Source organism: Achromobacter xylosoxidans A8 (assembly GCF_000165835.1).
GTDB lineage: Bacteria > Pseudomonadota > Gammaproteobacteria > Burkholderiales > Burkholderiaceae_B > Achromobacter > Achromobacter xylosoxidans_B.
In genome coordinates, this window is record NC_014640.1 from 2242085 (window position 1) to 2268104 (window position 26020).

The following is a 26020-nucleotide window of genomic DNA, read 5'->3' on the forward strand; positions in this document are numbered from 1 at the left end:
GCAAACCGGCGATGCTCCGTCCCCCAACGTGTTCAGCCCAGCACCGCCGTCCAGAGTTCGCGCACGGCGGCGCGTTCTTCCTGTAGCTGATCCTGCGGGACACGCGCCTTTTCCACGCCCTGCAGGCGCATCTGGTGCTGGGCCCGGCGCAGCGTGCGGTAGGCGTCGCCGGCGCGGGCCGCCAGCTCAGGCGAAATCAGGCCCGCTTCGCCCGACAGGCGCAGCAATGCGATATTGCCCAGGTTGCGCACCAGCACCGGGTGGGTGCCCGAGTGGCACAGCACCAGGTATTGCGTGACGAATTCCACGTCCACCATGCCGCCGCGGTCATGCTTCAGGTCGAACAGCGGGCTGGTGTTGGGGTGGCCCGCGTTGATTTTCTCGCGCATCGCCAGCACTTCCTCGCGCAGCTTGGCGGCGTCGCGGGGCAGCACCAGCATGTCCTCGCGGATCTGTTCGAAACGAGCGCCGACGCTGGCGTCGCCCGAGGCGTAGCGGGCGCGGGTCAGCGCCTGGTGCTCCCAGGCCCAGGCGTGCTTGTGCTGATACTGCTCGAATGCTTCCACCGACACCGCCAGCAGGCCGGCGTCGCCGTCCGGCCGCAGGCGCAGGTCGACTTCGTACAGCCGGCCGGAGGACGTCATGGTCGAGAGCCAGGAGGTCATGCGCCGGCCGAGCTTGGCGTAGACCTCGGCGGCGTCCTCGCGCGGGTCGTCGAACAGGAACACCAGGTCCAGGTCCGAGGCGTAGCCCAGTTCCTTGCCGCCCAGCTTGCCATAGGCGATGACGGCGAAGCGCGGCTCGGCGCCCTCGGCCTTGTTGACCAGCGGCCAGGTGCGGCGGATGGTCTCGGTCAGCAGCAGGTCGGCCAGCGCGGATAGCTGGTCAGCCAGTTTTTCCACGGTGAGTTCGCCTTCCAGATCCTGCGCCAGCAATTGGAAACTGGCCTGGCGCTGCATGTCGCGCATCAGGTTCATCTGGCGCTCGATGTCCGGGTCGCCGTCGGGCAGCCGGCAAGCGTCCAGGTCCGCGCTCAGCTGGCGCGCGATCTGGGCGAAGTCCAGCGGCTCGAACAGGGTGCGCCAGTCGATCAGGCTGTCCAGCAGCAAGGGGTGCTGGGTCAGGTATTGCGCGGCCCAGGGGCTGGCGGCGACCATGCGCGCCACGCGCGCCAGGGTGTCGGGGTACTCGGCCAGCAGCGCCAGGTAGGCGCTGCGCTGAGCGATCTTTTCGATCAGGTCAAACAGGCGCACCGTGGCCTGCAGCGGCGCCGGAGTTCGCAGGGCGGCGCGTAGCGCGGCCGGTAGCAAGGCGTCCATGCGCTTGCGGCTGCTCTCGGGCAGGCTGCGCACGCGGTGGCTGCCCAGCAGCGTTTCGGTACGGCGCAACAGGTCTTGCGCGTCGTCGCCGAAGGCCTGGCTGATCTGTTCGGCCAGTTCGCAGCTGCTATCGGGTTCGTCCGGGCCGGACCCGGGGTCGGCGGTGCCGGGTGCGGGCGCCGGCACTTCGGCGTCGCCCATGCCCACCAGGCGGAACACGTTGCGGAAGGTTTGCGAGACGAATTGCCGGTGCCCGGCCAGCGTGCTTTCGAAGTCCTCGGGGCTCATGCCCAGGGCCGCGGCCAGGGCGCCGCGCAGCTCGGGGTCGCCCGGCAGCAGATGGGTCTGGGCATCCTCGCGGTATTGCAGGGCATGCTCGGTGCGGCGCAGGTAGCGGTAGGCCTCTTCGAGCCGGCGCGCGTCGTCCTCGGGCACCAGGCCGGCGGCGCTTTCCGCATGCAGCGCTTCCAGCAGGCCGCGCTTTTGCAGCGCGGGCATGCGGCCGCCGCGGATCAGTTGCGCCAACTGCACCACGAATTCGATTTCGCGGATGCCGCCATCGCCCAGCTTGATATTGTTGGCGCTGTCGATGCCGTTGCGCGCGCTGGCGCGCCGCTGCCAGTCCTGGCGGATGCGTTCGCGCAGGGCGCGCAGGGCCGAGAGCGCGTCGAAGTCGAAATACTTGCGGTAGACGAAGGGCACGCGCAGGCTTTCCAGCTGGCGCGCCTGGGCGGCGCTGTCGCTGCCTTCGAAGGCCTGGGCCGGTATCAGGCGCGCCTTGAGCCAGGCGTAGCGCTCCCATTCGCGGCCCTGGCCGATCAGGTAATGCTCCAGCGCATCCAGGCTCCAGGCCAGGGGACCGGCGTCGCCGTCGGGGCGCAGCCGCAGGTCGGTGCGGAACACCTGGCCGTTGGCGTCCACTTCCGACAGCACGGGCATCATGCGCCGGGTCAGGCGGCCGTAGAACTCGTGATGGCTGATGCGGCGCGGGCCGTCGGTTTCGCCTTCTTCGCCGTACAGCATGATCAGGTCGATGTCGGACGAGACATTCAGTTCGCAGCCGCCCAGCTTGCCCATGCCCACGATCAGCATTTCCTGCGGCTTGCCGGTAGCCGGATCCCGCGGCACGCCATGCACCGCGGCGAGATCCGCCGCCACGCTGCGATAGGCCGCGGCCACGGCGGTGTCGGCCAGCGCGGTCATGGCGCCGACGACTTCCTCCAGATCGGCCTGGCCGGTCAGGTCGCGCACGATGAGCGTGTTGAAGACCCGCTCGCGCAGCTTGCGCAGCGCCATGCGGCAGACATCGACCGGCAGCGCGCCGCCTGCCTGCGGTCCGGCCAACTCGGCTTGCCAGCGCGCGATCTGCGCGGGCGTCACGGGTTCGCGCACGGCATCGTCCAGCCAGGCGGCCAGATCCGGGTGGGCATCCAGTCGGCGGCGCAGATGGCCAGACCAGGCGAGGGCGGGGGCAAGTGTGGGGGCGGGCGTGGACATGGCGAAAGGGGCGGCAGAATAGGCGCGTTTCAGGTATAAGTGGGGACGATACCGCAAGACATATTTTCCTGCCCACCGATCCGTGTCTGTTTCAAAAAAAGTGCTCTGCTGGGTTTTCTGGGCCGTGCTGACCATCTATGGCGTCGTGGCCCTCGGACTGCTGGGCGTCCGTTATTGGGTCCTGCCGCGCGTGGACCAATGGCGTCCCCAGATCGAAGCCTACGCCAGCCAGGCGCTGGGCTCCCGCGTGACCATCGGCTCCATCCAGGCGAACTGGCATGGCCTGAATCCCAAACTCGACCTTACCTCCGTCCAAGTCTACGACGACGAGGTCGATCCCGTGCTGTCCTTGCCCTCGGTGTCGGCGGTGCTCGCCTGGCGCAGCATTTTGACTTTGTCGCCCAAGCTGCTGCGGTTGCAGGTCGAACGGCCTGAGCTCACCTTGCGGCGCGATCCGGCCAATCACTTATGGGTGGCGGGCCAGGACATCGACTTGAATGCCAGCGACCAGCGTTCGGACCTGGACCATCCGGCCCTGCGCTGGCTGAGCGCGCAGCGCGAGCTGCGGATCCGCGGTGCCACCATACGCTGGCAGGACGAATTGCGCGGGGCGCCGGAGTTGACGCTTACCAGCGTCGATCTACTGGCGCGCAACGGCAGCCTGTCGCACCGCTTCGTGCTCAAGGCCGCGGCGGATGGGGCGCTGGCTCGCAACGTGGAGCTGCGCGGCGAATTCAACCGCAGCCTGTTCACCGTGAACGCGGCCAATCCCGGCAACTGGGGCGGTCAGCTATATGCTCAGCTGGACGACGTGGAGCCGCTGGCATGGCAGCCGTGGTTCGAGGTTCCGGCAGTGGCGGGCCGCTTGAGCGGTCGTGCATGGCTGCAGCTGGAACGCGGCAAGTTTACCGATCTGACCGCGGACGCCGCGGCGCGCGGCCTGCAATGGACGGCGACGCCGCAAGGCGCGCAAGCCCCTGGCTTCAAGGCTGGTTACGCCCAGGTCCGTATCCAGGGCTTGCCGGGCGACTTCATTCAATTGGACGGCGTGCCCCTGGCGCGCAGCCCCGGGGCTCCCGCGGTGTCGGTCAGCGGCAAGGCCGAGCAACTGGGCGTGCACTTGCCGGGCATCTTCGAGCAGCCCACGCTGGCGGCGCGTGAAGTGGCGCTGGACGCCAGCGTGAAGGGACCGGACGCCGAGCACTGGTTCGTGGACGTCGGCCAGCTGCAACTGGTCAACGATGACATCGACCTGCGCTTGCAAGGGCAATGGCGGCGCGAGGGCAAGACCGCGGCGGGCAGCGTCGACATGCGCGGCGTGATGGCGCGCGGCTCCATGTCCGCCATCCATCGCTACCTGCCCTTGGAGGTCAACGCCGATGCCCGCGAATGGCTGGCCATCGGCTTGCCTGCCGGCGAAATGCAGTCCGCGTCCATCACGCTCAAGGGCGATCTCGATGACTTCCCCTATGCCAATCCGGCGTCCCAGGGCGAATTCGTGATTGCCGGCGCGTTCAGCGGGGCCAAGGTCGATTACGCGCCCGCGCACGAACGCCGCAAGGGCTGGCCGATGCTGGAAAACCTGTCTGGCAATTTCCGCATCGACAAGGTCAGCCTGACCTTGGACAGCCCCGGCGGTGCGACCGCCCAGACGGGGCCGGGACAGACCGTGACGTTGGGGGCAGTTTCCGCCACCATTCCCAATATGGAGGAAAACTCCGAATTGCTGCTCACTGGCGAGACTGCCGGCACGGTGCCGGCGTATCTGGCGCTGGCGGCCAATTCGCCCTTGGGCGGATTGCTGGATGGGGCCCTCGAAGAGGCGCGCGGAACCGGCGACTGGCGGGTGGGGCTCAAGCTCAAGGTGCCCTTGCTGAATACCGATGACACCCAGGTCCAGGGAAACATCCTGTTCGCGGGCAACACGTTCACCTTCATGCCCGAAATGCCCCTGCTCAGCCAGATGCACGGCGACCTGGCGTTTTCGGAGAAGGGCGTGGAAGCCAAGGAACTGCGGGCCCAATTCCTGGGCGGCCCGGCGCGGATCTACGGGCGCCTGGCCCAGAGCACGGACGCGCTGCGCTTCGAGGGTACGTTGGCCGGGCCGGCGCTGACCCAATTGAGCAACACGCCGTCCATGGCGCGGTTTTCGGGCAAGGCCGCTTATAAGGGCAAGGTGGGCTATCAGCGCGGCGGCGCGGTGGACATCTCCGTCGAATCCGACCTGGTGGGCATGGCCATCGACATGCCCGCTCCAGTGGGCAAGCCGGCCCAGGCTTCCCAGTTGCTGAAGGTGCAATGGTCGCCCGCGCAAGACCGCGGGGCGCAGAACCGGCGCTGGCTTACCGCCAGCCTGGGCGATGCCGTCAACGCCCTGTTCGAACGGGCGCCGTCAGAAGGAACGCCATCCTATTTCGCGCGTGGCGCGCTGGGCATCAACCGTCCGGCAAGCCTGCCGGAACGCGGCTTCAGCCTGAACGCCAGCCTGCCCGAACTGGACATGGACGCCTGGGAAAAGGTGTCCGATGGCTTCAGCGCTCCTGCCGGCAAGGGCAAGGCGGCGCCCAAGCCCATGCTGCCCGCGGCCGAGCGCATCAGCCTGGCGGCCGGTGTCCTGCGCACGGGCGGCTTTACCCTGAACGACCTGACGCTGTACGCGACCCGGCCGGGGCCGGCGCAGTGGCGCGTGGACCTGCAATCCAAGCAGGCCACGGGTTCGCTGGAATGGCGCGAGGCTTCCGGCGCCATCGCCGGCCAGATCACCGCCCGCCTGAAGCACCTGTCGCTGGGCGGCGAGGGCGACAGCAACAAGGCGGACGAGGCGTTGTCCTCTGGCAACGACCTGTCCGACATCCCGGCGATCGATCTGCAAGCCAAGGAGTTCCTGCTGTACGGCAAGAATGTGGGCGAACTCCAGGTGCAGGGCACGAATCTTGAACGCGGCCGCCAATGGCGCCTGGACAAGCTGTCCATCGTCAATGACGCGGCCTCGCTCAACGCCACCGGCAATTGGGGACTGGAAGGCCAGAGCCGCGGCCTGACCGTGGACGCCTCGGTCAAGTTCGAAGACGTGGGCAAGTTCCTGGACCGCATCGGTTTCGAGAAGGTGGTGTCGGGCGGCAAGGGCACGATGCAGGGCAAGGCTACCTGGCGCAATCTGCCGTGGACCCACAAGATCGAGGATCTGACCGGCGAGGTCGACGTCAGCCTGGACAAGGGCCGCTTCATGCACGTGAACTCGCGCACCGCGCGCCTGCTGGAGCTGTTGTCCCTGCAATCGCTGCAGCGGCTGGCGCGGCTGGACGTGAACCCCACCAATCTGCTGCGCGACGGGTTCCCTTTTGACACCATCCGCGGCAAGGTCAAGCTGGCCGATGGCACGGCCTCGACCGAGGGCTACAAGATCAACGGTCCCGTTGCCGCGATCGTGCTGGCGGGTGGCGTCAACATCATCCGCGAGCGCTGGGACATGAAGGCCCTGGTGATTCCCAACCTGGACGCCAGCGGCGCGGCCATGGTCACGGCGCTGGCGGTCAATCCGTTGATCGGACTGGGGGCCTTCGTGACGCAATGGCTGCTGAAGCAGCCGCTGGCGCGGGCCATGACCATGGAATACGCCGTCACCGGCAGTTGGGACGATCCCAAGATCGACCCGATAGACGCGTCGGGCAAGCCGACGGGCGCCAAGCACACCCCGCGACCCGCTCCGCAGCCCGGCACGCTGGAGGAGTTCATGGGCAATTGAGCCGCGCAGGCAGCGGTCGGGTCGGCCCCATGAAAAACGCTCGCGCGACGACGCGCGTCCGAGGCGTTTTTCATGGGCGGGTCCGCGGCGCAGGCGCCATGGACCGCGGCGCCGTTTACTTCTTCTTCATCATGTCGAAGAATTCGGCGTTGGTCTTGGTGGCGCGCATCTTGTCCAGGATGAATTCCATGGACTGGACTTCGTCCATGTCGTGGATGAACTTGCGCAGCACCCAGACCTTCTGCAGCAGGTCCGGCGCGATCAGCAGTTCTTCGCGGCGGGTGCCGGACTTGTTCAGGTTGATCGACGGGTAGACGCGCTTTTCAGCCAGGCGGCGCTCGAGGTGGACTTCGGAGTTGCCGGTGCCCTTGAATTCTTCATAGATGACTTCATCCATGCGGCTGCCGGTTTCGATCAGCGCGGTGCCCAGGATGGTCAGCGAGCCGCCTTCTTCCAGGTTGCGGGCGGCGCCGAAGAAGCGCTTGGGGCGTTGCAGCGCGTTGGCGTCCACGCCGCCGGTCAGCACCTTGCCGGAAGCCGGCACCACGGTGTTGTAGGCGCGGGCCAGACGGGTGATCGAGTCCAGCAGGATCACGACGTCCTTCTTCATTTCGACCAGGCGCTTGGCCTTTTCGATGACCATTTCCGCGACCTGCACGTGGCGGGTGGCGGGTTCGTCGAAGGTCGAGGCCACCACTTCGCCGCGCACCGTGCGCTGCATTTCGGTCACTTCCTCGGGACGCTCGTCCACCAGCAGGACGATCATGACCGCGTCGGGGTAGTTGGTGGTGATGGCGTGCGCGATGTGCTGCATCATCACCGTCTTGCCGGACTTGGGGCTGGCGACGATCAGGCCGCGCTGGCCCATGCCGATGGGGGCGAAGACGTCAAGAATGCGGCCCGTGAGGTTTTCCTCGCTCTTGATGTCGCGTTCCAGGCGCATGGTCCGGTTCGGATGCAGCGGCGTCAGGTTTTCGAACATGATGCGATGCTTGATCGCTTCAGGCGCCACGCCGTTGACCTTGTCGACCTTGACCAGGGCGAAATAGCGCTCGCCATCCTTGGGCGTGCGCACTTCGCCTTCGATCGAGTCGCCGGTGTGCAGGTTGAAGCGGCGGATCTGCGAGGGCGAGATGTAGATATCGTCCGTGCTGGCCAGATACGAGGTCTCGGGCGAGCGCAGGAAGCCGAAGCCGTCGGGTAGGACTTCGAGGACGCCGTCGCCGAAGATCTGCTCGCCTTGCTTGGCGCGCCGTTTCATGATGGCGAACATCAGTTCCTGCTTGCGCAGGCGGTTGGCGTTCTCGATTTCCAGGCCGGCGGCCATTTCCAGCAGCTGCGAGACGTGCAGCGCCTTCAGTTCGTTGAGGTGCATCGCGGTGGGATTTTGGGGGAGAGTGAAGGAGAGTTCTGGCGGCGCGCCACGGACGGGCACACGCGGTATTGAATGAGCGCCGCCCCGAGGGCGGCGCCTTCGTTCACGGCACGCGACTTACAGCGCGCCGTCCAGGAATGCGGTCAGTTGCGACTTCGACAGCGCGCCAACTTTGGTGGCGGCGGCTTGGCCGTCTTTAAAGAGCATAAGGGTAGGAATGCCGCGGATGCCGTACTTGGTGGCGGTGCCCTGGTTTTCGTCGACGTTCAGCTTGGCGATCGTCAGGCGGCCGGCGTACTCCGTGGCGACTTCTTCCAGGATCGGGGCAATCATCTTGCACGGGCCACACCAGGCAGCCCAGTAGTCCACCAGCACCGGCTGGCCGGATTTCAACACATCGGCATCGAAGCTGGCGTCACTGACGTTCTTGATTTGGTCGCTCATGATGGTGATTCTCGGTTCGGCAGCAAAAGGCGCGTAAAAAGGGACGCGCCTCGCCGTTGTTCTTGTTTGTGGATGGGCTCAAGCATACCACTGTCAATAACAACAGGCATACCACTGTTAATAACAACAGGAGTTGCTGGATTTGTGTAGGATGTTGCGGCGCAGTTGTCGCGATCCGGGCCGTGTGGCCCCGATGCGCTGGCTGTGACTGTCATCATCCTACCGAATTCGGAGCTGCTCAGGTCGTGCTCATCCCACTGGGAGCCGCGCAGAATCTAGGCTTATCCGTAAAATGTCGGTTTTTTTCCACAGATGTTGGGGATAACTTGGCCACTCCACGTTACACCGAGGCGTCCATTCGCGTCCTGAAGGGACTGGAGCCCGTGCGCCAGCGCCCGGGCATGTACACCCGAACCGAAAACCCCCTGCACGTCGTGCAGGAGGTCATTGATAACGCCGCAGACGAGGCCTTGGCCGGCTACGGCAAGCAGATCCAGGTCACGCTGCATATCGACGGCAGCGTTTCCGTCGAGGACGACGGGCGCGGCATTCCCGTCGGCCTGCATCCCGAAGAGCATGCTCCCGTGGTGGAGCTGGTGTTCACGCGCCTGCACGCCGGCGGCAAGTTCGACAAGGCGGGCGGCGGCGCCTACGCCTTCTCCGGCGGCCTGCACGGCGTCGGCGTGTCGGTTACCAACGCCCTGGCCACGCGCCTGGAAGTGGTGGTGTGGCGCGACGGCGCCGTCAATCGCCTGGTTTTCAAAGGCGGCGACGTGGCCGAGCCCCTGGCGCCCTATGACCAGGGCGGCCGCAAGAAGTCCGGCACCCGCGTGCGCGTCTGGCCGGACGCCAAATACTTCGACAGCCCCAACATTCCGCTGGGCGAGCTGACGCACCTCTTGCGCAGCAAGGCCGTGCTGCTGCCGGGGGTCAAGGTGTCCCTGGTCAATGAGAAGACCGGCGACACCAAGACCTGGCAGTACCAGGACGGCCTGCGCGGCTACCTGTCCGAGGCGCTGGCCGGGGCGGAGTTGATGGTGCCGTTCTTCGAAGGCGAGCAATACGCCGGCGCCGACCACGAGAACTTCGCCGAAGGCGAGGGCGCCCAGTGGGTGGTGGCCTGGACCGAGGACGGCAACGCCGTGCGCGAGTCCTACGTGAACCTGATCCCCACGCCCGCCGGCGGCACCCATGAATCGGGTCTGCGCGAAGGCCTGTTCAGCGCGGTCAAGGGTTTCGCCGAACTGCACAGCCTGCTGCCCAAGGGCGTCAAGCTGCTGCCCGAAGACGTGTTCGCGCGCGCCAGCTTCGTGCTGTCGGCCAAGGTGCTGGACCCGCAGTTCCAGGGGCAGATCAAGGAACGCCTGAACAGCCGCGACGCCGTGCGCCTGGTCGGCGGTTTTTCCAAGAGCGCGCTGGATCTGTGGCTGCACAGCAACGTCGAGTACGGCAAGAAGCTGGCCGAACTGGCCATTCGCCAGGCCCAGGCGCGCCAGCGCTCGGCCCAGAAGGTGGAAAAGCGCAAGAGCTCGGGCGTGGCCGTGCTGCCGGGCAAGCTGACTGATTGCGAATCCAGCGACGCGACCCGCACCGAAGTCTTCCTGGTCGAGGGCGACTCCGCCGGCGGTTCGGCCAAGATGGGCCGCGACAAGGAATTCCAGGCCATCCTGCCGCTGCGCGGCAAGGTGCTCAATTCCTGGGAAGTGGACCGTGACCGGCTCTTCGCCAACAACGAAATCCATGACATTTCCGTCGCCATCGGCGTGGACCCCCACGGCCCCGGCGATACGCCAGACCTGTCGGGCCTGCGCTACGGCCGCATCTGCATCCTGTCGGACGCGGACGTCGACGGTTCGCACATCCAGGTGCTGCTGCTGACGCTGTTCTACAAGCACTTCCCCAAGCTGGTCGAAGCCGGCAACGTGTTCGTGGCCAAGCCGCCGCTGTTCCGCCTGGACGTGCCGGCGCAGGGCAAGCGTCCGGCGCGCAAGATCTACTGCCTGGACGAAGGCGAACTCGAGGCCGCGCAGGACAAGCTGCGCAAGGAAGGCGTGCGTGAAGGCGCCTGGGCTGTCAGCCGCTTCAAGGGCCTGGGCGAAATGAACCCCGAGCAACTGTGGGAAACCACCATGAATCCGGACACGCGCCGCCTGCTGCCCGTGGGCTATGGCGACCTGACGCCCGAAGACACCACCCGCATGTTCGACATGCTGATGGGCAAGGGCGAGTCCTCGCAACGCCGCGCCTGGATCGAAGAGAAGGGCAACCTGGCGGAGCTGGACATCTGATGGCCGCGTCCGCGCCCGGGCAAGCCCGTATGGATGTCGAGATGACGGCCGACGACTACGCCGACTTCGCCGCTTACGTGTACAAGCGGCCGGAGCTGCGCCGCCGCCGCTATCGCTCCCATCTGCGTTTCGCGGTCCTGATGATCGTGGCCCTACTGGCCTACCTGATCTGGCAGACCTGGGACGGCAATACGCCGAACTGGGGGCGGATCCTGCCCGTGTACTTCCAGGGGTTGGCGGTGGGCCTGGGCATCCTCATGCTCCTGGCTCTGGCCTACGAGTACATCCTGCCGGCGCTGGTCAGGATGAACACGCGCCGCATGCTGAAAAGGCAGCCCGACGAGTTGTTCCTGGGCCGCCATCAGCTGGATTTCGGCGCCGACGGCATCACGGACACCACTTCTACTGCCTCCGGACGCATGGACTGGTCCGATGTGCGGCGCGTCGAGGAAACCCCGCAACATCTCTATGTCATTCTCGGCACCTTGCAAGGCGTGATCATCCCCAAGCGCGGGCAGGACGCCGCCACGCTGGATGCGGTGCGGACCCAGTTGCGCGCGCATGTCGCCGATACGCAGCTGATGTCGTCCGCGCAGGCGCTTTGACGCCGTTTCGATGAAATTGTCTACCTGAATACATCATGACCGACAGCAATCAACCTGGCTTGTTCGATTCCAACCCGTCCGGTGGCGATGGCGACGGCGATGGCGATGCCGCCATCACCCTGGCGCGCTACGCGGAGCAGGCCTATCTGGACTACGCGGTTTCCGTGGTGCGCGGCCGCGCCCTGCCTGACGTGGGTGACGGGCAGAAGCCGGTGCAGCGCCGCATCCTGTACGCCATGCAGGCGATGGGACTGGCCGCTGGCGCCAAGCCCGTGAAGTCCGCGCGCGTCGTGGGCGACGTGCTGGGCAAATACCACCCGCACGGCGACCAGGCCGCCTATGACGCGATGGTGCGCATGGCGCAGGATTTCTCGCTGCGCTATCCGCTGATCGACGGCCAGGGCAACTTCGGATCGCGCGACGGCGACAACGCCGCCGCCATGCGATACACCGAAGCCCGCCTGACGCCCATCGCCAAGCTGCTGCTGGACGAGCTGGACGAAGGCACGGTGGACTTCGTGCCCAACTACGACGGCAGCCAGCAAGAGCCGCAGATGCTGCCGGCGCGCCTGCCCGTGATGCTGCTCAACGGCGCCTCGGGCATCGCGGTCGGCATGGCCACCGAGATTCCGCCGCACAACCTGCGCGAAGTGGCGCAGGCCTGCGTGGCGCTCATCAAGCATCCGCAATTGCCGGACGCCGAGCTGCACGCCTTGATCCCGGGTCCGGACTTCGCGGGCGGCGGGCAGATCATTACGCCGGCCGAGGACATCGCCCAGATCTACGCGGGCGGCCGCGGCTCGCTCAAGGTGCGCGCCCGCTGGCAGTTCGAGGAAATGGCGCGCGGCCAGTGGCAGTTGGTGGTCACCGAGCTGCCGCCCGGCACCTCGGGCCAGAAGGTGCTGGAAGAGATCGAGGAAATCACCAACCCCAAGGTCAAGACCGGCAAGAAGAGCCTGACGCCCGAGCAGACCCAGGCCAAGGCCGTGATGTTGAACCTGCTGGACGCGGTGCGCGACGAATCCGGCAAGGACGCCGCCGTGCGCCTGGTCTTCGAACCCAAGACCTCGCGCGTGGACCGTGACGAATTCGTCAACACCCTGCTGGCGCAGACCAGCATGGAAAGCAGCTCGTCCATCAATCTGGTGTGCATCGGCACCGACGGCCGGCCGCGCCAGAAGGGCCTGCGCGACATCCTGGTCGAATGGATTGCGTTCCGCACCAACACCGTGGTGCGTCGCACGCGCTACCGCCTGGACAAGGTCATCGACCGCATCCACGTGCTGGAAGGCCGCATGGTCGTCTACCTGAACGTGGACGAAGTGATCCAGACGATCCGCGAATCCGACGAACCGCGCGCCGCGCTGATGGAACGCTTCAAGCTGTCCGAACGGCAGGCCGAGGACATCCTGGAAATGCGTTTGCGCCAGCTGGCCCGCCTGGAAGGGTTCAAGATCGAACAGGAACTGGCGGACAAGCGCGAGGACCAGGTGCGCCTGCAGGAACTGCTGGACAATCCCGCCTCGCTCAAGCGCCTGCTGATCAAGGAAATCGAGGCCGACGCCAAGCAGTATGGCGACGACCGCCGCACGCTGATCGAGACCGCCGAGCGCGCCGTGCTCGAAACCAAGGTGCTGGACGAACCCGTCACCGTGATCGTGTCGCAAAAGGGCTGGCTGCGCGCCCGCCAGGGCCATGGCCACGACGCCTCGCAATTCGGCTTCAAGCAGGGCGACGACCTGTACGGCGCCTTCGAGTGCCGCACGACCGACACGCTGATCGCCGTGGGCGACAACGGGCGCGTCTATTCGGTGCCGGTCGGCGGTCTGCCTTCGGCCCGCGGCGACGGCCAACCCGTCACCACCATGATCGACCTGGGCAGCGGCACGCGCATCGTCCACACGATCGCGGCCGCGCCCGACAGCCGCTGGCTGCTGGCCACGCGCGGCGGCTACGGCTTTGCCGCCAAGCTGTCCGACATGGTCAGCCGCCAGCGAGCCGGCAAGCAGTTCATCACCCTGGAAGAGGGCGACGAACTCCTGCGTCCGGTGCCGCTGTTCGCCGGCGCCAAGCAATTGGCGCTGCTCTCGCACAAGGGCAAGTTCCTGGTCTTCGGCCTGGACGAGGTCAAGACCTTGTCCGGCGGCGGCCGTGGCACCATCCTGATGGGGCTGGACGGGACCGACAAGCTGGACCAGACCGTGCCCATTGGCGCGGGCGGCCTGCGCGCTGCCGGCATCTACCGCAACAAGCACACCGAGGACATCCTGGTGGGCGATGCGCTGGCGCCGTACATCGGCAAGCGCGCGCGCAAGGGCCGGGCGCTGGACGTGCGGCCGAAGCAGCCGGTGCTGTCGCCGGTGCTGGGCTAGGCCCCGGCGGGCAGGCAAGAATGCGGCGGGCTTCGGCCCGCCGTTTTTTCGCCTGTTGACCAGCGGCGAGATCCCGGTATTTAATAGATAGACTATTCAGTCTATTAATTAAAGATGCGCAAGATCGACCCCATCAAGCAGCAGGAACGACGGAATCAGATACTGGCCGCGGCGGCGGACTGCTTTGCCGAGCAAGGCTTCCATTCGACGTCCACGGCGCAGATCTGCGCCCGCGCCGGAATGAGCCCGGGCAACCTGTTCCATTACTACGGCAGCAAGGCCGAAATCGTCGAAGCGCTGATCGCGTCGGACACGGCATCGGCGCGCGAGCTCATGCGGGAAGCGTGCGCCGCGCCGGACGCGCGGCGGGCGCTGGCGGACTGGGTCGGCGCGCAGTTGGCGCTCCATCAGGATCCGGCCTACGTCAGGCTGGGCATGGAAATCCTGGCCGAAGCCGTGCGCAACCCGCGGGTGCATGCGCTGGTGATGGAGAACGAGGCTGCACGCAAGGCCGGCCTGGTGGCGCTGTTGGAAACAATCTGGGCGCAACGCTTGCCGCCGCAGCCGCCAGCGGAAATGGCCGACACCTTGTTGCTGCTGCTGGACGGCGTCTACAGCCGTTCGGTGGTCGATCCCGCTTTTGGCGCGGTAGCGGGCAGCCGCCTGTTGGAGCAGGCCTTATTGCGCTGCCTGCCCCCTGGCAAGGCCGGGCGGGCCGCAGCCGCAGGGAGGCAGGCATGAACGCGCCGGCAACCTACGCGCGGCTGGAGCAGGTCGACGCGCTGCGCGGCTTCGCGCTGTTCGGCATCCTGGTGGTCAACATCGGCGTGTTCTCTTCGCCGTTCTATGGCGCCGGCGTCGCTGATCCCAGCTACTCGCAACCGCTGGACCTGACCGTGCGCTGGCTGATCGCCTGGCTGTTCGAGACCAAGTTCTACCTGCTGTTTTCGTTCCTGTTCGGCTACAGCTTCACCCTGCAGATGAGCGCCGCCGAGCGCAGCCAGGCGGCCTTCGCGCCGCGCTTCCTGCGGCGGCTGGCGGGCCTGGCGCTGCTGGGCTTGGCGCATGCCGTGCTGTTCTATCAAGGCGACATCCTGCTTACCTATGCGTTGTTGGGGTTGGCCCTGCTGCTGTGCCGGCGCATGGAGCCCAGGCGGGCGCTGCGCATTTCACTGTGGATCATCGTGCTGACCGCGTCGCTGTGGGCCATCATGGGGGCGTTGAGCTACCTGGATCCGGTGCCGCCGGAGTACACGGCGCAGTACTACGCGGATGCGCTGAGCGCGATCGAGGCGTACCGGGGCACCATAGGCAGCACCATCGCGCAGCATATGAAGGAGCTGACTGAGGGAGTGTGGTTCACGGTCCTGTTCGTGCAAGGGCCGTTCGCGTTCGCCATGTTCCTGGCTGGCTACGCGCTGGGCCGCCGGCATGCGCTGGCGGACCCTTGGCGCCAGCCGCGGACACTGTGGCTGCTGTGCGCGCTGGGCCTGGGGCCTGGCCTGGCGGGGTCCGCCGCTTACGCCTTCAGCGCGCTGCCATCGGCGGGTGTGGCCTGGGAATTGCCGGGGCTGGCGGCCGACCTGCTGACCGCGCCGCTGCTCAGCATGTCGTACGCCGCGGCCTTGCTGCTGGCGATGCGCACCCCGTCCGGTGCGCGGCTGGCGGGCTGGCTTGCGCCGGCCGGACGGATGGCGCTGAGCAACTACCTGATGCAGTCGGTCGTCTGCGCCTTCCTGTTCACCGCCTGGGGCCTGCGGCTGTTCGCCTCGGTTTCGCCGCTGGCGGCATTCTGCATCGCCGTGGCGATTTTCGCGGCGCAGCTGCCGCTGTCGGCATGGTGGTTGCGGCGCCATGCTTACGGCCCGGTGGAATGGTTCCTGCGCGCGCTCACCATCGGCGCATGGCCGGCCTGGCGGCGCGCGCGGGCGGACTGATCAGACCGGCTTGGCGCGCGCAGCCGGCCGACGGCGGCGCCGCCATCCCGACGGCCCTGGCGCGTCCACATGCCCGCCAACAACAGCAGCGCGGGCACGTACACCCAGAAGTCGGACCAGCGCTGCGGGTTGGGCGCCTTCACTTCCACCACGTCCCAGCCTTGTTCCCAGCCCGCGCGCTGGGCGCGGCTGCCGAAGCGCACGCCGCCGATCTGCGTCTGGTCGCCCAGGCTCATCAGCGTCAATCCCGCCTCGGCCAGGCGCTTGCGGCCGGCGTCCTGTCCGCCAGCGTTGTCGGTCAATTCAGGCAGGGCGACGGCCACGGTCTTGGTCAGCTCGTCGCCTTCCAGGTTGATGCCGCGCAGCACCACCGTCAACCGTCCATTGTCGGGCAGCGCGCCCGCGATGGCCTGCATCTCGGACGCGGGCCGGCTTTCATGGCGGGCCGCGAAATGGTCCATGAACCAGTCCGGGCGGAACAGCATGAACGTGACCAGCAGCAGCACGCCGACTTCGACCAGCGTGCAGCGCACGCGGAACCAGCGCATGGTGGCGGCGGCGAAAGTCAGCGAGGCGATGGTGGCGCCCGTCACCACCAGGGCCAGCTCCCAGCCGTAGGTGACGTCGATCAGCAGCAGCATGGGGTTGAACACGAACATGAACGGCAGGATGGCCGTGCGCGCCGCGTAGGTCACGCCCTGGATGCCGGTCTTGATCGGGTCCTCGCCCGAGATGGCGGCAGCCGCGAACGTGGCCAGCCCCACGGGCGGGGTGATGTCGGCCATGATGCCGTAATAGAAGACGAACATGTGCACGGCGATCAGCGGAATGACCAGGCCGCTCTGCGCGCCCAGTTCCACCACCACGGGCGCCATCAGCGTCGCCATCAGGATGTAGTTGGCCGTGGTCGGCATGCCGAGGCCCAGGATCAGGCAGACCACCGCCGTGAAGATCAGCATCAGCAGCACGTTGCCCATCGACACCAGCTCGACGAAGGCCGTCATGCGCAGGCCCAGGCCGGTCAGGGTAATGGCGCCGACGATCAGCCCGGCGGTGCCGCAGGCGATGGCGATGCCTATCATGTTGCGGGCGCCGTCCTCCAGGCCGCCGATCGCGTCGCGCCAGCCCTGGCGCCAGGCCGGGGCTGCCGGCTGCTTGCGGAACCAGGCGATCAGCGGACGCTGCGTCACCATCTGGAACAGCATCGCCATTGCCGCCCAGAACGCCGAGAGGCCGGCCGACAGTTCTTCCACGCTCAGGCACCAGACCAGGATGCCGATGGGAATCAGGAAGTAGAGCCCGGCGCGCACCGTGGGCCAGGGCTGCGGGCGTACCGGATGGTTGATGTCGATATCCTGGGGCAGATCGGGATGGCGCGCCGCGATGCGCAGCAGCCATAGATAGAGCGCCGCCAGGATGGCCAGCAGCACCCAGATGGCCGCGGCGCCCGCCATGGCCTGCACGCCCGTGCCTATCCAGTAGGCGGCGCCCATCACCAGCAAGGTGCCGCTGATGCCCATGCCCCATCCGGCCAACTTCTGCAGCGGCGTACGGGCCGGACCCGAGGCCATCATGGGCTGGATCCCCAGTTTCAGGGCTTCCAGGTGGACGATGTAGAACAGCGCGATGTACGAGATCGAGGCCGGCAGGATCGCGTGGCGGATGATGTCGGTATAAGGGATGCCGACGTATTCGATCATCAGGAAGGCGGCGGCGCCCATTACGGGCGGCATGATCTGTCCGTTGACGGACGAGGCGGTCTCGATCGCTCCCGCGCGCACGCCGCCGTAGCCGGCCTTCTTCATGAGGGGAATGGTGAAGATGCCGCCCGTCACCACGTTGGCCACCGACGACGCCGACACCAGGCCGTTGACGGCCGAGGACACCACGGCCACCTTGGCCGGCCCGCCGCGCAGATGTCCCAGCAGCGCGAACGACACCTGCATCATGTAGTTGCCCGCGCCGCACTTGTCCAGCATGGAACCCAGCAGCACGAAGATGAAGATGTACGACACCGACACCCCCAGCGCCACGCCGTACACGCCTTCGGTCGTCAGCCACATGTGCGACATCAGGCGTTCCAGCGAAGCGCCGCGGTGCGCCAGCACGTCGGGCAGCCAGGGGCCGGCCAGGGCGTAGGCGACGAACACCAGGCCCAGTACCGTCATGGGCAGGCCGAGCGCGCGGCGCGTCACTTCCAGCAGCAGCGCCAGGCCGATCGCCGCAGTGGCCACGTCCATGGTCGTGGGCTGGCCGGGGCGGCCCGCCAGCTCGTTATAGAAGAGGTACAGATAGCTGCCGCAGAAGCCCGCCATCAGCGCCAGCGCCCAGTCGTACCAGGGCATGCGGTCGCGCGCCGAGCGCTTGCTGGCGGGGTAGGCCAGGTAGCCCAGGAACATGGCGATGCCCAGGTGCAGGGCGCGCGCCTCGGTGTCGTTGAAGATGCCCCAGTTCAGCGAGAATGGCAGCGGCGATGCGTACCAGAGCTGGAAGAAGGACCAGATCAGCGCGCCCGCCGCCAGCGTGGCGCCCGCCAGGCCGCCGGCATTGCGGCCTCCGCGGTCGGCGTCGGCGACCAGCTGTTCCAGGTCCGGGGCCGGCGTGTGCGGCTCTTTAGTCATGAAATTCCCCTACGTGTCATGGCGCGCGCCGGCGGCGCGGCGCGCGTTGTGTCCTTGCGCGCTTGCGCCGCGCAAGGTGCGGCAGCCTGCGCGCCGGGCGTGAGCCCAGGTCACGAAGGCGTGCCGTGTCAGCGGCCTTGAGGCCCAGGCCTCAGAGCAGGCCCTTTTCCTTGAAGTACTTCTCGGCGCCCGGATGCAGTGGCGCCGACAGCCCGTTCTTCACCATGTCCGCCGCCTTCAGATTGGCGAATGCGGGGTGCAGCTTCTTGAAGTCGTCGAAGTTGTCGAACACCGCCTTGACCACGGTGTAGACGGTGGCCTCGGGCACGTCGGCCGAGGTGACGAAGGTGGCCGTCACGCCGTAGGTCTTGGTTTCCGTCGGGTTGTTCGGATACAGCCCGGCCGGAATCGAGGCGTGGGCATAGTACGGGTACTTCTCGACCAGCTTGTCCACGGCGGGGCCGGTCAGCGACACGAGCTTGGCGCCGCAGCTGGTGGTGGGGTCCTGGATGTTGGCCGAGGGGTGGCCCACGCCATAGAAAAAGCCGTCGATCTTGCCGTCGCACAGCGCCGAGCCGTGCTCGTCGGGGCGCAGCTCGGACGCCAGCGAGAAATCCTTCAGCGTCCAGCCCATGGTGCTCAGCAATTCCTCCATCGAGGCGCGCGTGCCCGAGCCGGGGTTGCCGACGTTGAAGCGCTTGCCCTTCAGGTCTTCGAAGTTCTTGATATTGGCTTCCTTGCGCGTCACTACGGTGAAGGGCTCGGGGTGGATGGAGAACACCGAGCGCAGCTTGGCGTACGGCCCGGCCTGTTTGAACTGGCCTTCGCCCTTGTAGGCGTTGAAGCCCACGTCGGATTGCACCACGCCCAGGTCCAGCTCGCCGGCCTTGATGGTGTTGGCGTTGAAGACCGAGCCGCCGGTCGATTCGACCGAGCAGCGGATGCCGTGGCTGGAACGGTCCTTGTTGACCAGGCGGCAGATCGCGCCGCCGGCGGCATAGTAGACGCCGGTGACGCCGCCCGTGCCGATACTGACGAACTTCTGTTGGGCGGAGGCCGGAGCCGGCGCCGTGGACAGCAAGGCCGTGGCGAGACCCGCGGCTGCGAGCGTCCAGGCGTTGCGATGGCCCAAGGGGTGTTTGACGGACGTGGTCATGCAAACTCCTTTTGGGGTTTTTTCCCCGTGATATTGCCGGTCTTGGCCGGCGGTTGGCGCGCCCCGCGAGCCGCGGAGCACCCTGTGCGTATCATCACGAGCCCGCGCCAGGCGGGCGGCGCGGCGGATCGACGTCCGCCGCGCTTGCAGGCAAGCAGGCTCTAGGCCCGCGTCTGCGCAATGGCGGCGTCGATGGCGCCGACCAGACGTTCGGTCAACTGGTCCAGCTCATCGTCGGAAATGATGAAGGGCGGGGCGAGCAGCACGTGGTCGCCCTGGCGGCCGTCGATGGTGCCGCCCATCGGGTAGACCATCAGGCCAAGGGCCATGGCCTCGCGTTTGATGCGCGCATGCAGCGACAGCGCCGGGTCGAAGGTCTGCTTGCTGGCGCGGTCCTGCACCAGCTCGACGCCCATGAAGAGGCCCCGGCCGCGGATGTCGCCCACATGCGGATGCGCGCCCAGCGCGCTGTCCAGGCGCTGGCGCAAGCCTGCGCCCTGCGCTTGCACGCGCGCCAGCAGGCCGTCGCGCCGGATCACGTCCTGCACGGCCAGCGATGCGGCGCAGGCGATCGCATGGCCCAGGTAGGTGTGGCCGTGCTGGAAGAAGCCGCTGCCTTGCTGCATGGCGTCCACGATACGCTGCTGAACCATCACCGCGCCGATCGGCTGATAGCCGCCGCCCAGGCCCTTGGCGATGGTGATCAGGTCGGGCCTGATGCCTTCCTGTTCGACCGCGTACAGCGTGCCGGTGCGGCCCATGCCGCACATGACCTCGTCGGCGATCAGCAGCACGCCGTGGCGGTCGCAGACTTCGCGGATACGCCGGAAATAGCCTGGCACCGCCGTGACGGCGCCAGCGGTGGCGCCGACCACCGGTTCGGCCACGAAGGCCATCACCGTGTCCGGACCCAGTCGTTCGAAGGTCTGCTCCAGCTCCTGCGCCAGGCGCTCGCCGTATTGCTCGGGACTTTCGCCCTCGCGCTGGTCGCGGTAGGCGTAGCAGGGCGAGACATGTTCGACTTCGATCAGAAGCGGCGCGAACTGCGCGCGACGCCAGGCGTTGCCGCCCACCGCCAGCGCGCCCAGCGTGTTGCCGTGATAGCTCTGGCGCCGCGCGACGATGTGGCGGCGTTCCGGCTGGCCGATTTCCACGAAGTACTGCCGCGCCATTTTCAGCGCGGCTTCGACGGCTTCCGATCCGCCCGAGACGAAGTAGGCATGGGAGACGCCTTCTGGCGCGTCGGCCACCAGCCGCTCTGCCAGTTGCTCGGCGACCTCGGTCGTGAAGAAGCTGGTGTGGGCGTAGGCCAGCGCGTCGATCTGCGCGTGCATCGCGGCCTGGACGTCGGGGTGGTTGTGCCCCAGGCAGGAGACCGCCGCGCCGCCCGAACCGTCGAGGTAGGAGCGGCCGGCGCTGTCATAGACCCACACGCCCTGGCCGCGGACCGCGACGGCAGGCGTCTGGCGTAATGAACGATGCATGACATGGGTGTGGTTCATGGGGCAATTCCGCAATGCAAGAGGTTGAAGACGAATCCGGGCGGGGTATCAGGCGGGGCGGCGCGGCGGGGCGCTGCTCCAGTAGACGTTGTCGTTGAGCAGGCGTTGTTCCACTTCGGTCAGGCGGTTCAGCACTTCGTCGCCGCCGCGCGCGGTCAGGCGCGCGATCAGATGCTCGGCCAGCCCGAGCAGCCCAGCGGTGGTGTGGAAGAACGAACCGGGACCTTGGCGCGCCGGGCGGGCCCGCACGCCTTCGCGATCCGGCGGTGCAAAGCGCAGGGTATGGCGGGCGTCGACGGCAAGCGGCGACAAGGGATCATCAGTCAGCGCGATCAGCGCCACGCCGCGCTGCGCGGCCTGGCGGGCCAGCTGCACGGTGGCGGTGGGATAGGGCGCTTGCGAAATCACGATCAGCGCATCGCCCGTCCCCAGGTTGTCGGCCTGCTCGGCGGGCGCGCCGCCCAGGCCGTCTATGAGCATGCTGTTGCGCCGCACCAGCTGGTAGGCGTAACGCATTTGGAAGGCAATGCCGAAGGCCGAGCGGGTGCCCAGGAAGCCGACCTGCCTGGCCTCCAGCAGGGTCTGCACCGCGGCGTCGAAGGCAGAGGGCGGATTCAGCGCGCAGACGGAGCTCATGGCCTGGATCTGGTAGTCGGTCAGCACATCGTGCCCGGGCGCGGCGGGTTCGCCCGCTGCGGCCTGCAAGGCGGCGGCGCGGTCGCGCAGCCCCGGCGTGGCTTGTCCCGCCAAGGCCTGCTGGAAGGGCAGGCGGAAGTCTTCGTAGCTGGAAAAGCCAACGGCGCGCGCCAGCCGCAGCATCGTCGCCGGCGCCACGCCCAGGGTCTGCGCCTGGCGCCGCATGGACCACAGGCCGACCTCGGCGGGATGCGCCACGACCCAGTGCGCCGCCCGCTGTAGTTCCGGGGGCAGCTGTTCCAGTTTTTCCTGGAGGGTCAGGAGGAGGTCGGTGGGCAGGGACATGTACGGCAGCAGGCTTTCATAAAAAACAGATGATAAATCTGTGATCACGAAAAAAACATATGTTTTTATAAGGATTTTCACCTAGAGCGCTGGGGACGGAAAGAAGAGGCGCCACGCAGGTAATTCCATGAAATCCGCCGTTATCCTCCGCAAATCAGCGCTTATTTACTTACATCATGCAACGGGATTTTTGTTTGACGGGAATGAATCGTGCGCATATCATTTGTGTAGAAATGAATTTGACCGAACCTTCTTTTTCCCATGACTGACGCCGCGAAATCCGATCCCTCACAGCAATACGATTTGCGCATCTTGCGGGCGCTGCGCCGCATCACGCGTTCGATCGCCTTGCATTCGCGCCAGCTGTCCGCCGTCAGCCACATCACGGCGCCGCAGCTGATGTGCCTGCGCACGGTCATGGCCAACGGGCCGATGACGGCCACCGCCATCAGCCGCGAAATGCACGTCAGTCCCAGTACCGTGGTCGGGATCCTGGATCGCCTGGAAGACAAGGGCCTGATCCGCCGCGAACGCGGCCGCGAAGACCGCCGCATCGTATTCGTCACGGCCACCGACGCGGGCCGCGACCTGGCGCAAGGCGCGCCGTCGCCGTTGCAAAAGCACCTGGCCGACGCGCTCAACGCCTTGCCCGAACTTGAACAGGCCACCATCACGCTGTCCCTGGAGCGCATCGTGGCGCTCATGGAACAGGACGGCCAGGCCGCCGTCGAGACGCATGGCGATGTGTCTTCGCCCATCCTTGAAGTGCCCACGGGCGGGGCACCCCCTGAATCAGGAATCGTTGCATGAAGAAAAACGAACTGGATACCCCAACCCTCTCAAGTGCCGTGGCGCCGGCGGTCAGCGCGCAGACCCATACCATGCGTCTGCCCGACCGCAAAGACGGCGCCGCCATCCACCGCCTCATTTCCGAGTGCCCGCCGCTCGACCTGAATTCCCTCTACGCGTACCTGCTCCTTGTTGAGCACTTCCGCGACACCTGCGTCCTGGCCGAAAGCGCCGGCGGACGCATCGACGGTTTTATCTCCGCATACGTGATCCCGGACCGGCCCGACACCTTGTTTGTCTGGCAGGTCGCGGTGCACACCCGCGCACGCGGCCATCGACTGGGCCGCGCCATGCTACGCGAGCTCTTGCGCCGCAAGGGTCTCGAGCATGTCCGCTATCTCGAAACCACGGTGGGGCCTGACAACCAGGCATCGCGCCGCAGCTTTGCCGGCCTGGCCGGCGAACTCGGCGCCCACGTCTCCGAACAGCCGTTCTTCGACCGGCAACTGTTCGGCGGCGCGGACCATGACGACGAGATGTTGTTGAGGATAGGTCCGTTCGCCTTGCCAGCCCCCTAGGGGCGGCGCAAGCCCAGCGGTCTTATCGAATACCGGGATGGTTGGCCGATCCGGATGCGTCCGCGCACCCGGAAGGGCTCTGGCCGTCCGTCCACTTATGAGATGAAAGGGAGGATTAATCATGGACTTGAAGATCTTTGACCGGATGGAGTCGGAGGTACGGGGCTACATCCGGTCGTTCCCCGTGATATTCAGCCAGGCCAGGGGCTCGACCCTGATCGATGAGGACGGCACCGAATACATCGATTTCTTCAGCGGCGCCGGCACGCTGAACTATGGCCACAACAATCCTGTTCTCAAGGAAAAGCTGCTGGAGTACGTCCAGTCGGACGGCGTGGTGCATGGCCTGGACATGGCCACCAGCGCGAAGAAGCGTTTCCTGGAGACGGTGGACCGCGTGCTGCTCAAGCCGCGCAACTGGCAATACACCTTGCAGTTCACCGGCCCGACCGGCACCAACGCGGTGGAAGCCGCGCTGAAGATCGCGCGCCAGGTGAAGGGGCGTCCCAACGTCATCTCGTTCACCCATGGCTTTCACGGCGTGAGCGGCGGTTCGCTGGCGGTGACGGCCAACATGAAGTTCCGCGAGGCGTCCGGCTATGCCCTGGGCAACACCACCTTCATGCCCTACGACGGCTACTTCGGTCCGGACGTGGACACCATGGCCTACCTGGAGCGCATGCTGGAAGATCCCAGCAGCGGCATGGACAAGCCCGCCGCCGTCATCGTGGAAACGGTGCAGGGCGAGGGCGGCGTCAACGTGGCGACGCTGCGCTGGCTGAAGGAACTGGAAAAGCTGTGCAAGCGCCACGACATGCTGCTGATCGTGGACGACATCCAGGTCGGCTGCGGCCGCACCGGCACTTTCTTCAGCTTCGAGGCTGCCGGCATCCGCCCCGACATCATTACCCTGTCGAAGTCGCTGTCGGGCTTCGGCCTGCCGATGTCGCTGGTGCTGATGAAGCCCGAGCTGGACGTCTGGAAGCCGGGCGCTCATAGCGGCACCTTCCGCGGCAACAACCTGGCTTTCGTCACCGCGACCCAGGCGTTGGAAACCTATTGGGCCAATACCGCCTTCACCGCCGAGATCCAGCGCAAGGAGCGCCAGGTGCGCGACTGGCTGGAGAACCTGGTGCATAGCTATCCCAACGCCGGCCTGTCGGCGCGCGGCCGCGGCCTGATCCAGGGGCTGGTGTGCAACGCCACGCCCGCGCTGGCCAACCGCATCGCGCAGAACGCCTTCAAGAAGGGCGTGGTGATCGAGACCTCGGGCGCGCAGGACGAAGTGCTGAAGCTGCTGCCCGCCCTGACCATCGAGGAAGAACTGCTGAGCAAGGGCCTGGACGTGATCGAAGCCAGCGTCGCGGAAGCGCTCGCCGAAGAAGGGCAGTCCGCCCGCATCCTGAAATTTGGAGGAAAACGTCAATGATCGTACGCAATGTCAAAGATGTGATCGGCACCGCCGACGAAGTCCGCACCGACACCTGGGTCAGCCGCCGCGTGCTGCTGAAGAAGGACGGCATGGGCTTCTCCTTTCACGAGACCACCATCTTCCCGGGCGGCCGCACCCACATCCACTACAAGAACCATCTTGAAGCGGTGTGGTGCATTGAAGGCGACGGCTCCATCGAGACCATCGCCGACGGCAAGAAGTACGACCTGGGACCCGGCGTGGTCTATGCCCTGAACGAAAACGACGAGCACTGGCTGTGCGGCGGCAAGGAGCCGCTGCGTGTCATCTGCGTCTTCAACCCGCCGCTGACCGGCCAGGAAGTGCACGACAAGGAAGGCGTCTACGCCTTGCCCGAGGCCGAGGCCCAAGCGGCCTGACATACATACAAGGAGGTTCGCATGATCTCACCTGCACAGGATCCGTACGCCTCCCGTACGGATCGAAGTTCCGCCATCATTGCCCGCCAGGATCCGGTGGTCTATGAAAACGGCCAGTACGCCAGCGCATTGAATGCCGGCCAGGTCGAGCAATACGAGCGCGACGGTTTCATCCTGCTGGAGAACCTGTTCTCCGACGATGAAATCCGCGCCTTGTCCACCGAGGTCGAGCGCATGACGCGCGACCCCTCGATCGTCCGCCGCGAAGAGTCCATCACCGAGCCCGGCAGCAATGCGGTGCGCTCGATCTTCATGGTGCACGTGCTCAATCCCATCCTGTCGCGCCTGGTGCGCGATCCGCGGCTGGTCAACGTGGCGCGGCAGATCCTGGGCTCCGAGGTGTACATCCACCAGTCGCGCGCCAACATGAAGCCGGGCTTCAAGGGCAAGGAGTTCTACTGGCACTCCGACTTCGAGACCTGGCACGTCGAAGACGGCATGCCGGCGATGCGCGCCCTCAGTTGCTCGGTGCTGCTGACCGACAACAATGAGTGCAACGGCCCTCTGATGTTGGTGCCCGGTTCGCATCGGCAGTTCATTTCGTGCGTGGGTGAAACGCCGAATGATCATTACAAGCAGTCGCTGAAGAAGCAGGAATACGGCGTGCCGGATCCGGTCAGCCTGCAACTGCTGGTGGAGCAGGGCGGCATCCGCTCCATGACGGCCAAGGCCGGCTCGGTGGTGTTCTTCGACTGCAACACGATGCACGGCTCGAACAGCAATATCTCGCCCTGGCCGCGCGCCAACGTGTTCATGGTCTACAACAGCATGGACAACACCTTGAACCCGCCCAAGTACGGGCTGACGCCGCGTCCCGAGCACATCGCGACGCGCAAGGGATTCAAGGCGGTCACACCGCTGGATACCCTAAAGCTGGTCGGGGGCTGATCCCCCTGTGTAAATGCCCAGGCGCTGCCTGGG

The 26020-nt window shown here is 66.4% G+C and carries 18 protein-coding genes; 11 read left to right on the forward strand and 7 right to left on the reverse strand.

From position 1 onward, the window contains the following. Positions 1-32: 32 nt before the first annotated feature. The gene (glnE, locus tag AXYL_RS10575; protein WP_013392785.1) at positions 33-2816 is read right to left on the reverse strand and encodes a bifunctional [glutamate--ammonia ligase]-adenylyl-L-tyrosine phosphorylase/[glutamate--ammonia-ligase] adenylyltransferase; all 2784 of its coding nucleotides are present in this window, start codon (positions 2814-2816) and stop codon (positions 33-35) included. Between the two features lie 124 nt (positions 2817-2940). On the opposite strand from glnE, the gene AXYL_RS10580 reads away from it, so the two are divergent. Beyond that, complete coding sequence (locus AXYL_RS10580; RefSeq protein ID WP_013392786.1) at positions 2941-6561, forward strand: YhdP family protein; 3621 nt, start codon at positions 2941-2943, stop codon at positions 6559-6561. A gap of 115 nt (positions 6562-6676) precedes the next feature. On the opposite strand, the gene rho is transcribed toward AXYL_RS10580, so the two are convergent. Together rho and trxA are read right to left on the reverse strand one after the other, a co-directional pair. Further along, on the reverse strand, positions 6677-7936 hold the full coding sequence (rho, locus tag AXYL_RS10585; RefSeq protein WP_006218533.1) for a transcription termination factor Rho: 1260 nt from the start codon (positions 7934-7936) through the stop codon (positions 6677-6679). 117 nt (positions 7937-8053) lie between these two features. Beyond that, entirely contained in the window at positions 8054-8380 is a 327-nt protein-coding gene (gene trxA / locus AXYL_RS10590) for a thioredoxin TrxA (protein WP_006218534.1), read from the reverse strand. Positions 8381-8706: 326 nt separating this feature from the next. Here trxA and AXYL_RS10595 point away from each other — a divergent pair, with 326 nt between their 5' ends. From AXYL_RS10595 to AXYL_RS10615, 5 genes are all read left to right on the forward strand, one after another. Next, a complete protein-coding gene (locus AXYL_RS10595) occupies positions 8707-10668 on the forward strand; it encodes a DNA topoisomerase IV subunit B (RefSeq protein ID WP_013392787.1) in 1962 nt (653 codons plus the stop codon). Beyond that, the gene (locus AXYL_RS10600) at positions 10668-11273 is read left to right on the forward strand and encodes a YcxB family protein (protein ID WP_013392788.1); all 606 of its coding nucleotides are present in this window, start codon (positions 10668-10670) and stop codon (positions 11271-11273) included. Before AXYL_RS10595 ends, AXYL_RS10600 begins: the two co-directional genes overlap by 1 nt. 35 nt (positions 11274-11308) lie before the next feature. Further along, positions 11309-13645, forward strand: a complete 2337-nt coding sequence (parC, locus tag AXYL_RS10605; protein WP_013392789.1) for a DNA topoisomerase IV subunit A — start codon at positions 11309-11311, stop codon at positions 13643-13645. 114 nt (positions 13646-13759) lie between these two features. After that, entirely contained in the window at positions 13760-14386 is a 627-nt protein-coding gene (locus AXYL_RS10610) for a TetR/AcrR family transcriptional regulator (RefSeq protein ID WP_013392790.1), read from the forward strand. Beyond that, complete coding sequence (locus AXYL_RS10615; protein WP_013392791.1) at positions 14383-15582, forward strand: DUF418 domain-containing protein; 1200 nt, start codon at positions 14383-14385, stop codon at positions 15580-15582. Before AXYL_RS10610 ends, AXYL_RS10615 begins: the two co-directional genes overlap by 4 nt. On the opposite strand, the gene AXYL_RS10620 is transcribed toward AXYL_RS10615, so the two are convergent. The 4 genes from AXYL_RS10620 to AXYL_RS10635 form a co-directional block, all read right to left on the reverse strand. Then, complete coding sequence (locus tag AXYL_RS10620; protein ID WP_013392792.1) at positions 15504-18203, reverse strand: TRAP transporter permease; 2700 nt, start codon at positions 18201-18203, stop codon at positions 15504-15506. The genes AXYL_RS10615 and AXYL_RS10620 overlap by 79 nt on opposite strands. A 151-nt stretch (positions 18204-18354) precedes the next feature. Next, positions 18355-19359 carry a TAXI family TRAP transporter solute-binding subunit gene (locus AXYL_RS10625; RefSeq protein ID WP_013392793.1) on the reverse strand — a complete coding sequence of 335 codons (1005 nt, stop codon included), beginning with the start codon at positions 19357-19359 and terminating at the stop codon, positions 18355-18357. A 161-nt stretch (positions 19360-19520) separates the two neighbouring features. Further along, on the reverse strand, positions 19521-20861 hold the full coding sequence (locus tag AXYL_RS10630; RefSeq protein ID WP_013392794.1) for an aspartate aminotransferase family protein: 1341 nt from the start codon (positions 20859-20861) through the stop codon (positions 19521-19523). A gap of 48 nt (positions 20862-20909) precedes the next feature. Beyond that, positions 20910-21842, reverse strand: a complete 933-nt coding sequence (locus AXYL_RS10635) for a MurR/RpiR family transcriptional regulator (RefSeq protein ID WP_041653188.1) — start codon at positions 21840-21842, stop codon at positions 20910-20912. Between the two features lie 261 nt (positions 21843-22103). Here AXYL_RS10635 and AXYL_RS10640 point away from each other — a divergent pair, with 261 nt between their 5' ends. From AXYL_RS10640 to thpD, 5 genes are all read left to right on the forward strand, one after another. Continuing rightward, on the forward strand, positions 22104-22652 hold the full coding sequence (locus AXYL_RS10640; RefSeq protein WP_013392796.1) for a MarR family winged helix-turn-helix transcriptional regulator: 549 nt from the start codon (positions 22104-22106) through the stop codon (positions 22650-22652). Beyond that, positions 22649-23209 (forward strand): diaminobutyrate acetyltransferase, encoded by a 561-nt coding sequence (gene ectA / locus AXYL_RS10645; RefSeq protein ID WP_013392797.1) that lies wholly within the window; start codon positions 22649-22651, stop codon positions 23207-23209. The genes AXYL_RS10640 and ectA overlap by 4 nt, the downstream gene beginning before the upstream one ends. Before the next feature lie 121 nt (positions 23210-23330). Further along, on the forward strand, positions 23331-24638 hold the full coding sequence (ectB, locus tag AXYL_RS10650) for a diaminobutyrate--2-oxoglutarate transaminase (protein WP_013392798.1): 1308 nt from the start codon (positions 23331-23333) through the stop codon (positions 24636-24638). After that, positions 24635-25039: an ectoine synthase gene (locus AXYL_RS10655; RefSeq protein ID WP_013392799.1), complete on the forward strand. Its 405-nt coding sequence runs from the start codon at positions 24635-24637 to the stop codon at positions 25037-25039. Before ectB ends, AXYL_RS10655 begins: the two co-directional genes overlap by 4 nt. Positions 25040-25060: 21 nt before the next feature. Beyond that, a complete protein-coding gene (gene thpD, locus AXYL_RS10660; protein WP_013392800.1) occupies positions 25061-25987 on the forward strand; it encodes an ectoine hydroxylase in 927 nt (308 codons plus the stop codon). Positions 25988-26020: the final 33 nt, after the last annotated feature.

What these genes read in the sequence shown, in the direction of transcription:
- glnE (WP_013392785.1), bottom strand. Translation starts at nt 2,816, where the DNA reads ATGTCCACGCCCGCCCCCACACTTGCCCCCGCCCTCGCCTGGTCTGGC.
- rho (WP_006218533.1), bottom strand. Translation starts at nt 7,936, where the DNA reads ATGCACCTCAACGAACTGAAGGCGCTGCACGTCTCGCAGCTGCTGGAA.
- trxA (WP_006218534.1), bottom strand. Translation starts at nt 8,380, where the DNA reads ATGAGCGACCAAATCAAGAACGTCAGTGACGCCAGCTTCGATGCCGAT.
- AXYL_RS10600 (WP_013392788.1), top strand. Translation starts at nt 10,668, where the DNA reads ATGGCCGCGTCCGCGCCCGGGCAAGCCCGTATGGATGTCGAGATGACG.
- parC (WP_013392789.1), top strand. Translation starts at nt 11,309, where the DNA reads ATGACCGACAGCAATCAACCTGGCTTGTTCGATTCCAACCCGTCCGGT.
- AXYL_RS10610 (WP_013392790.1), top strand. Translation starts at nt 13,760, where the DNA reads ATGCGCAAGATCGACCCCATCAAGCAGCAGGAACGACGGAATCAGATA.
- AXYL_RS10615 (WP_013392791.1), top strand. Translation starts at nt 14,383, where the DNA reads ATGAACGCGCCGGCAACCTACGCGCGGCTGGAGCAGGTCGACGCGCTG.
- AXYL_RS10620 (WP_013392792.1), bottom strand. Translation starts at nt 18,203, where the DNA reads ATGACTAAAGAGCCGCACACGCCGGCCCCGGACCTGGAACAGCTGGTC.
- AXYL_RS10625 (WP_013392793.1), bottom strand. Translation starts at nt 19,359, where the DNA reads ATGACCACGTCCGTCAAACACCCCTTGGGCCATCGCAACGCCTGGACG.
- AXYL_RS10630 (WP_013392794.1), bottom strand. Translation starts at nt 20,861, where the DNA reads ATGAACCACACCCATGTCATGCATCGTTCATTACGCCAGACGCCTGCC.
- AXYL_RS10635 (WP_041653188.1), bottom strand. Translation starts at nt 21,842, where the DNA reads ATGTCCCTGCCCACCGACCTCCTCCTGACCCTCCAGGAAAAACTGGAA.
- AXYL_RS10640 (WP_013392796.1), top strand. Translation starts at nt 22,104, where the DNA reads ATGACTGACGCCGCGAAATCCGATCCCTCACAGCAATACGATTTGCGC.
- ectA (WP_013392797.1), top strand. Translation starts at nt 22,649, where the DNA reads ATGAAGAAAAACGAACTGGATACCCCAACCCTCTCAAGTGCCGTGGCG.
- ectB (WP_013392798.1), top strand. Translation starts at nt 23,331, where the DNA reads ATGGACTTGAAGATCTTTGACCGGATGGAGTCGGAGGTACGGGGCTAC.
- AXYL_RS10655 (WP_013392799.1), top strand. Translation starts at nt 24,635, where the DNA reads ATGATCGTACGCAATGTCAAAGATGTGATCGGCACCGCCGACGAAGTC.
- thpD (WP_013392800.1), top strand. Translation starts at nt 25,061, where the DNA reads ATGATCTCACCTGCACAGGATCCGTACGCCTCCCGTACGGATCGAAGT.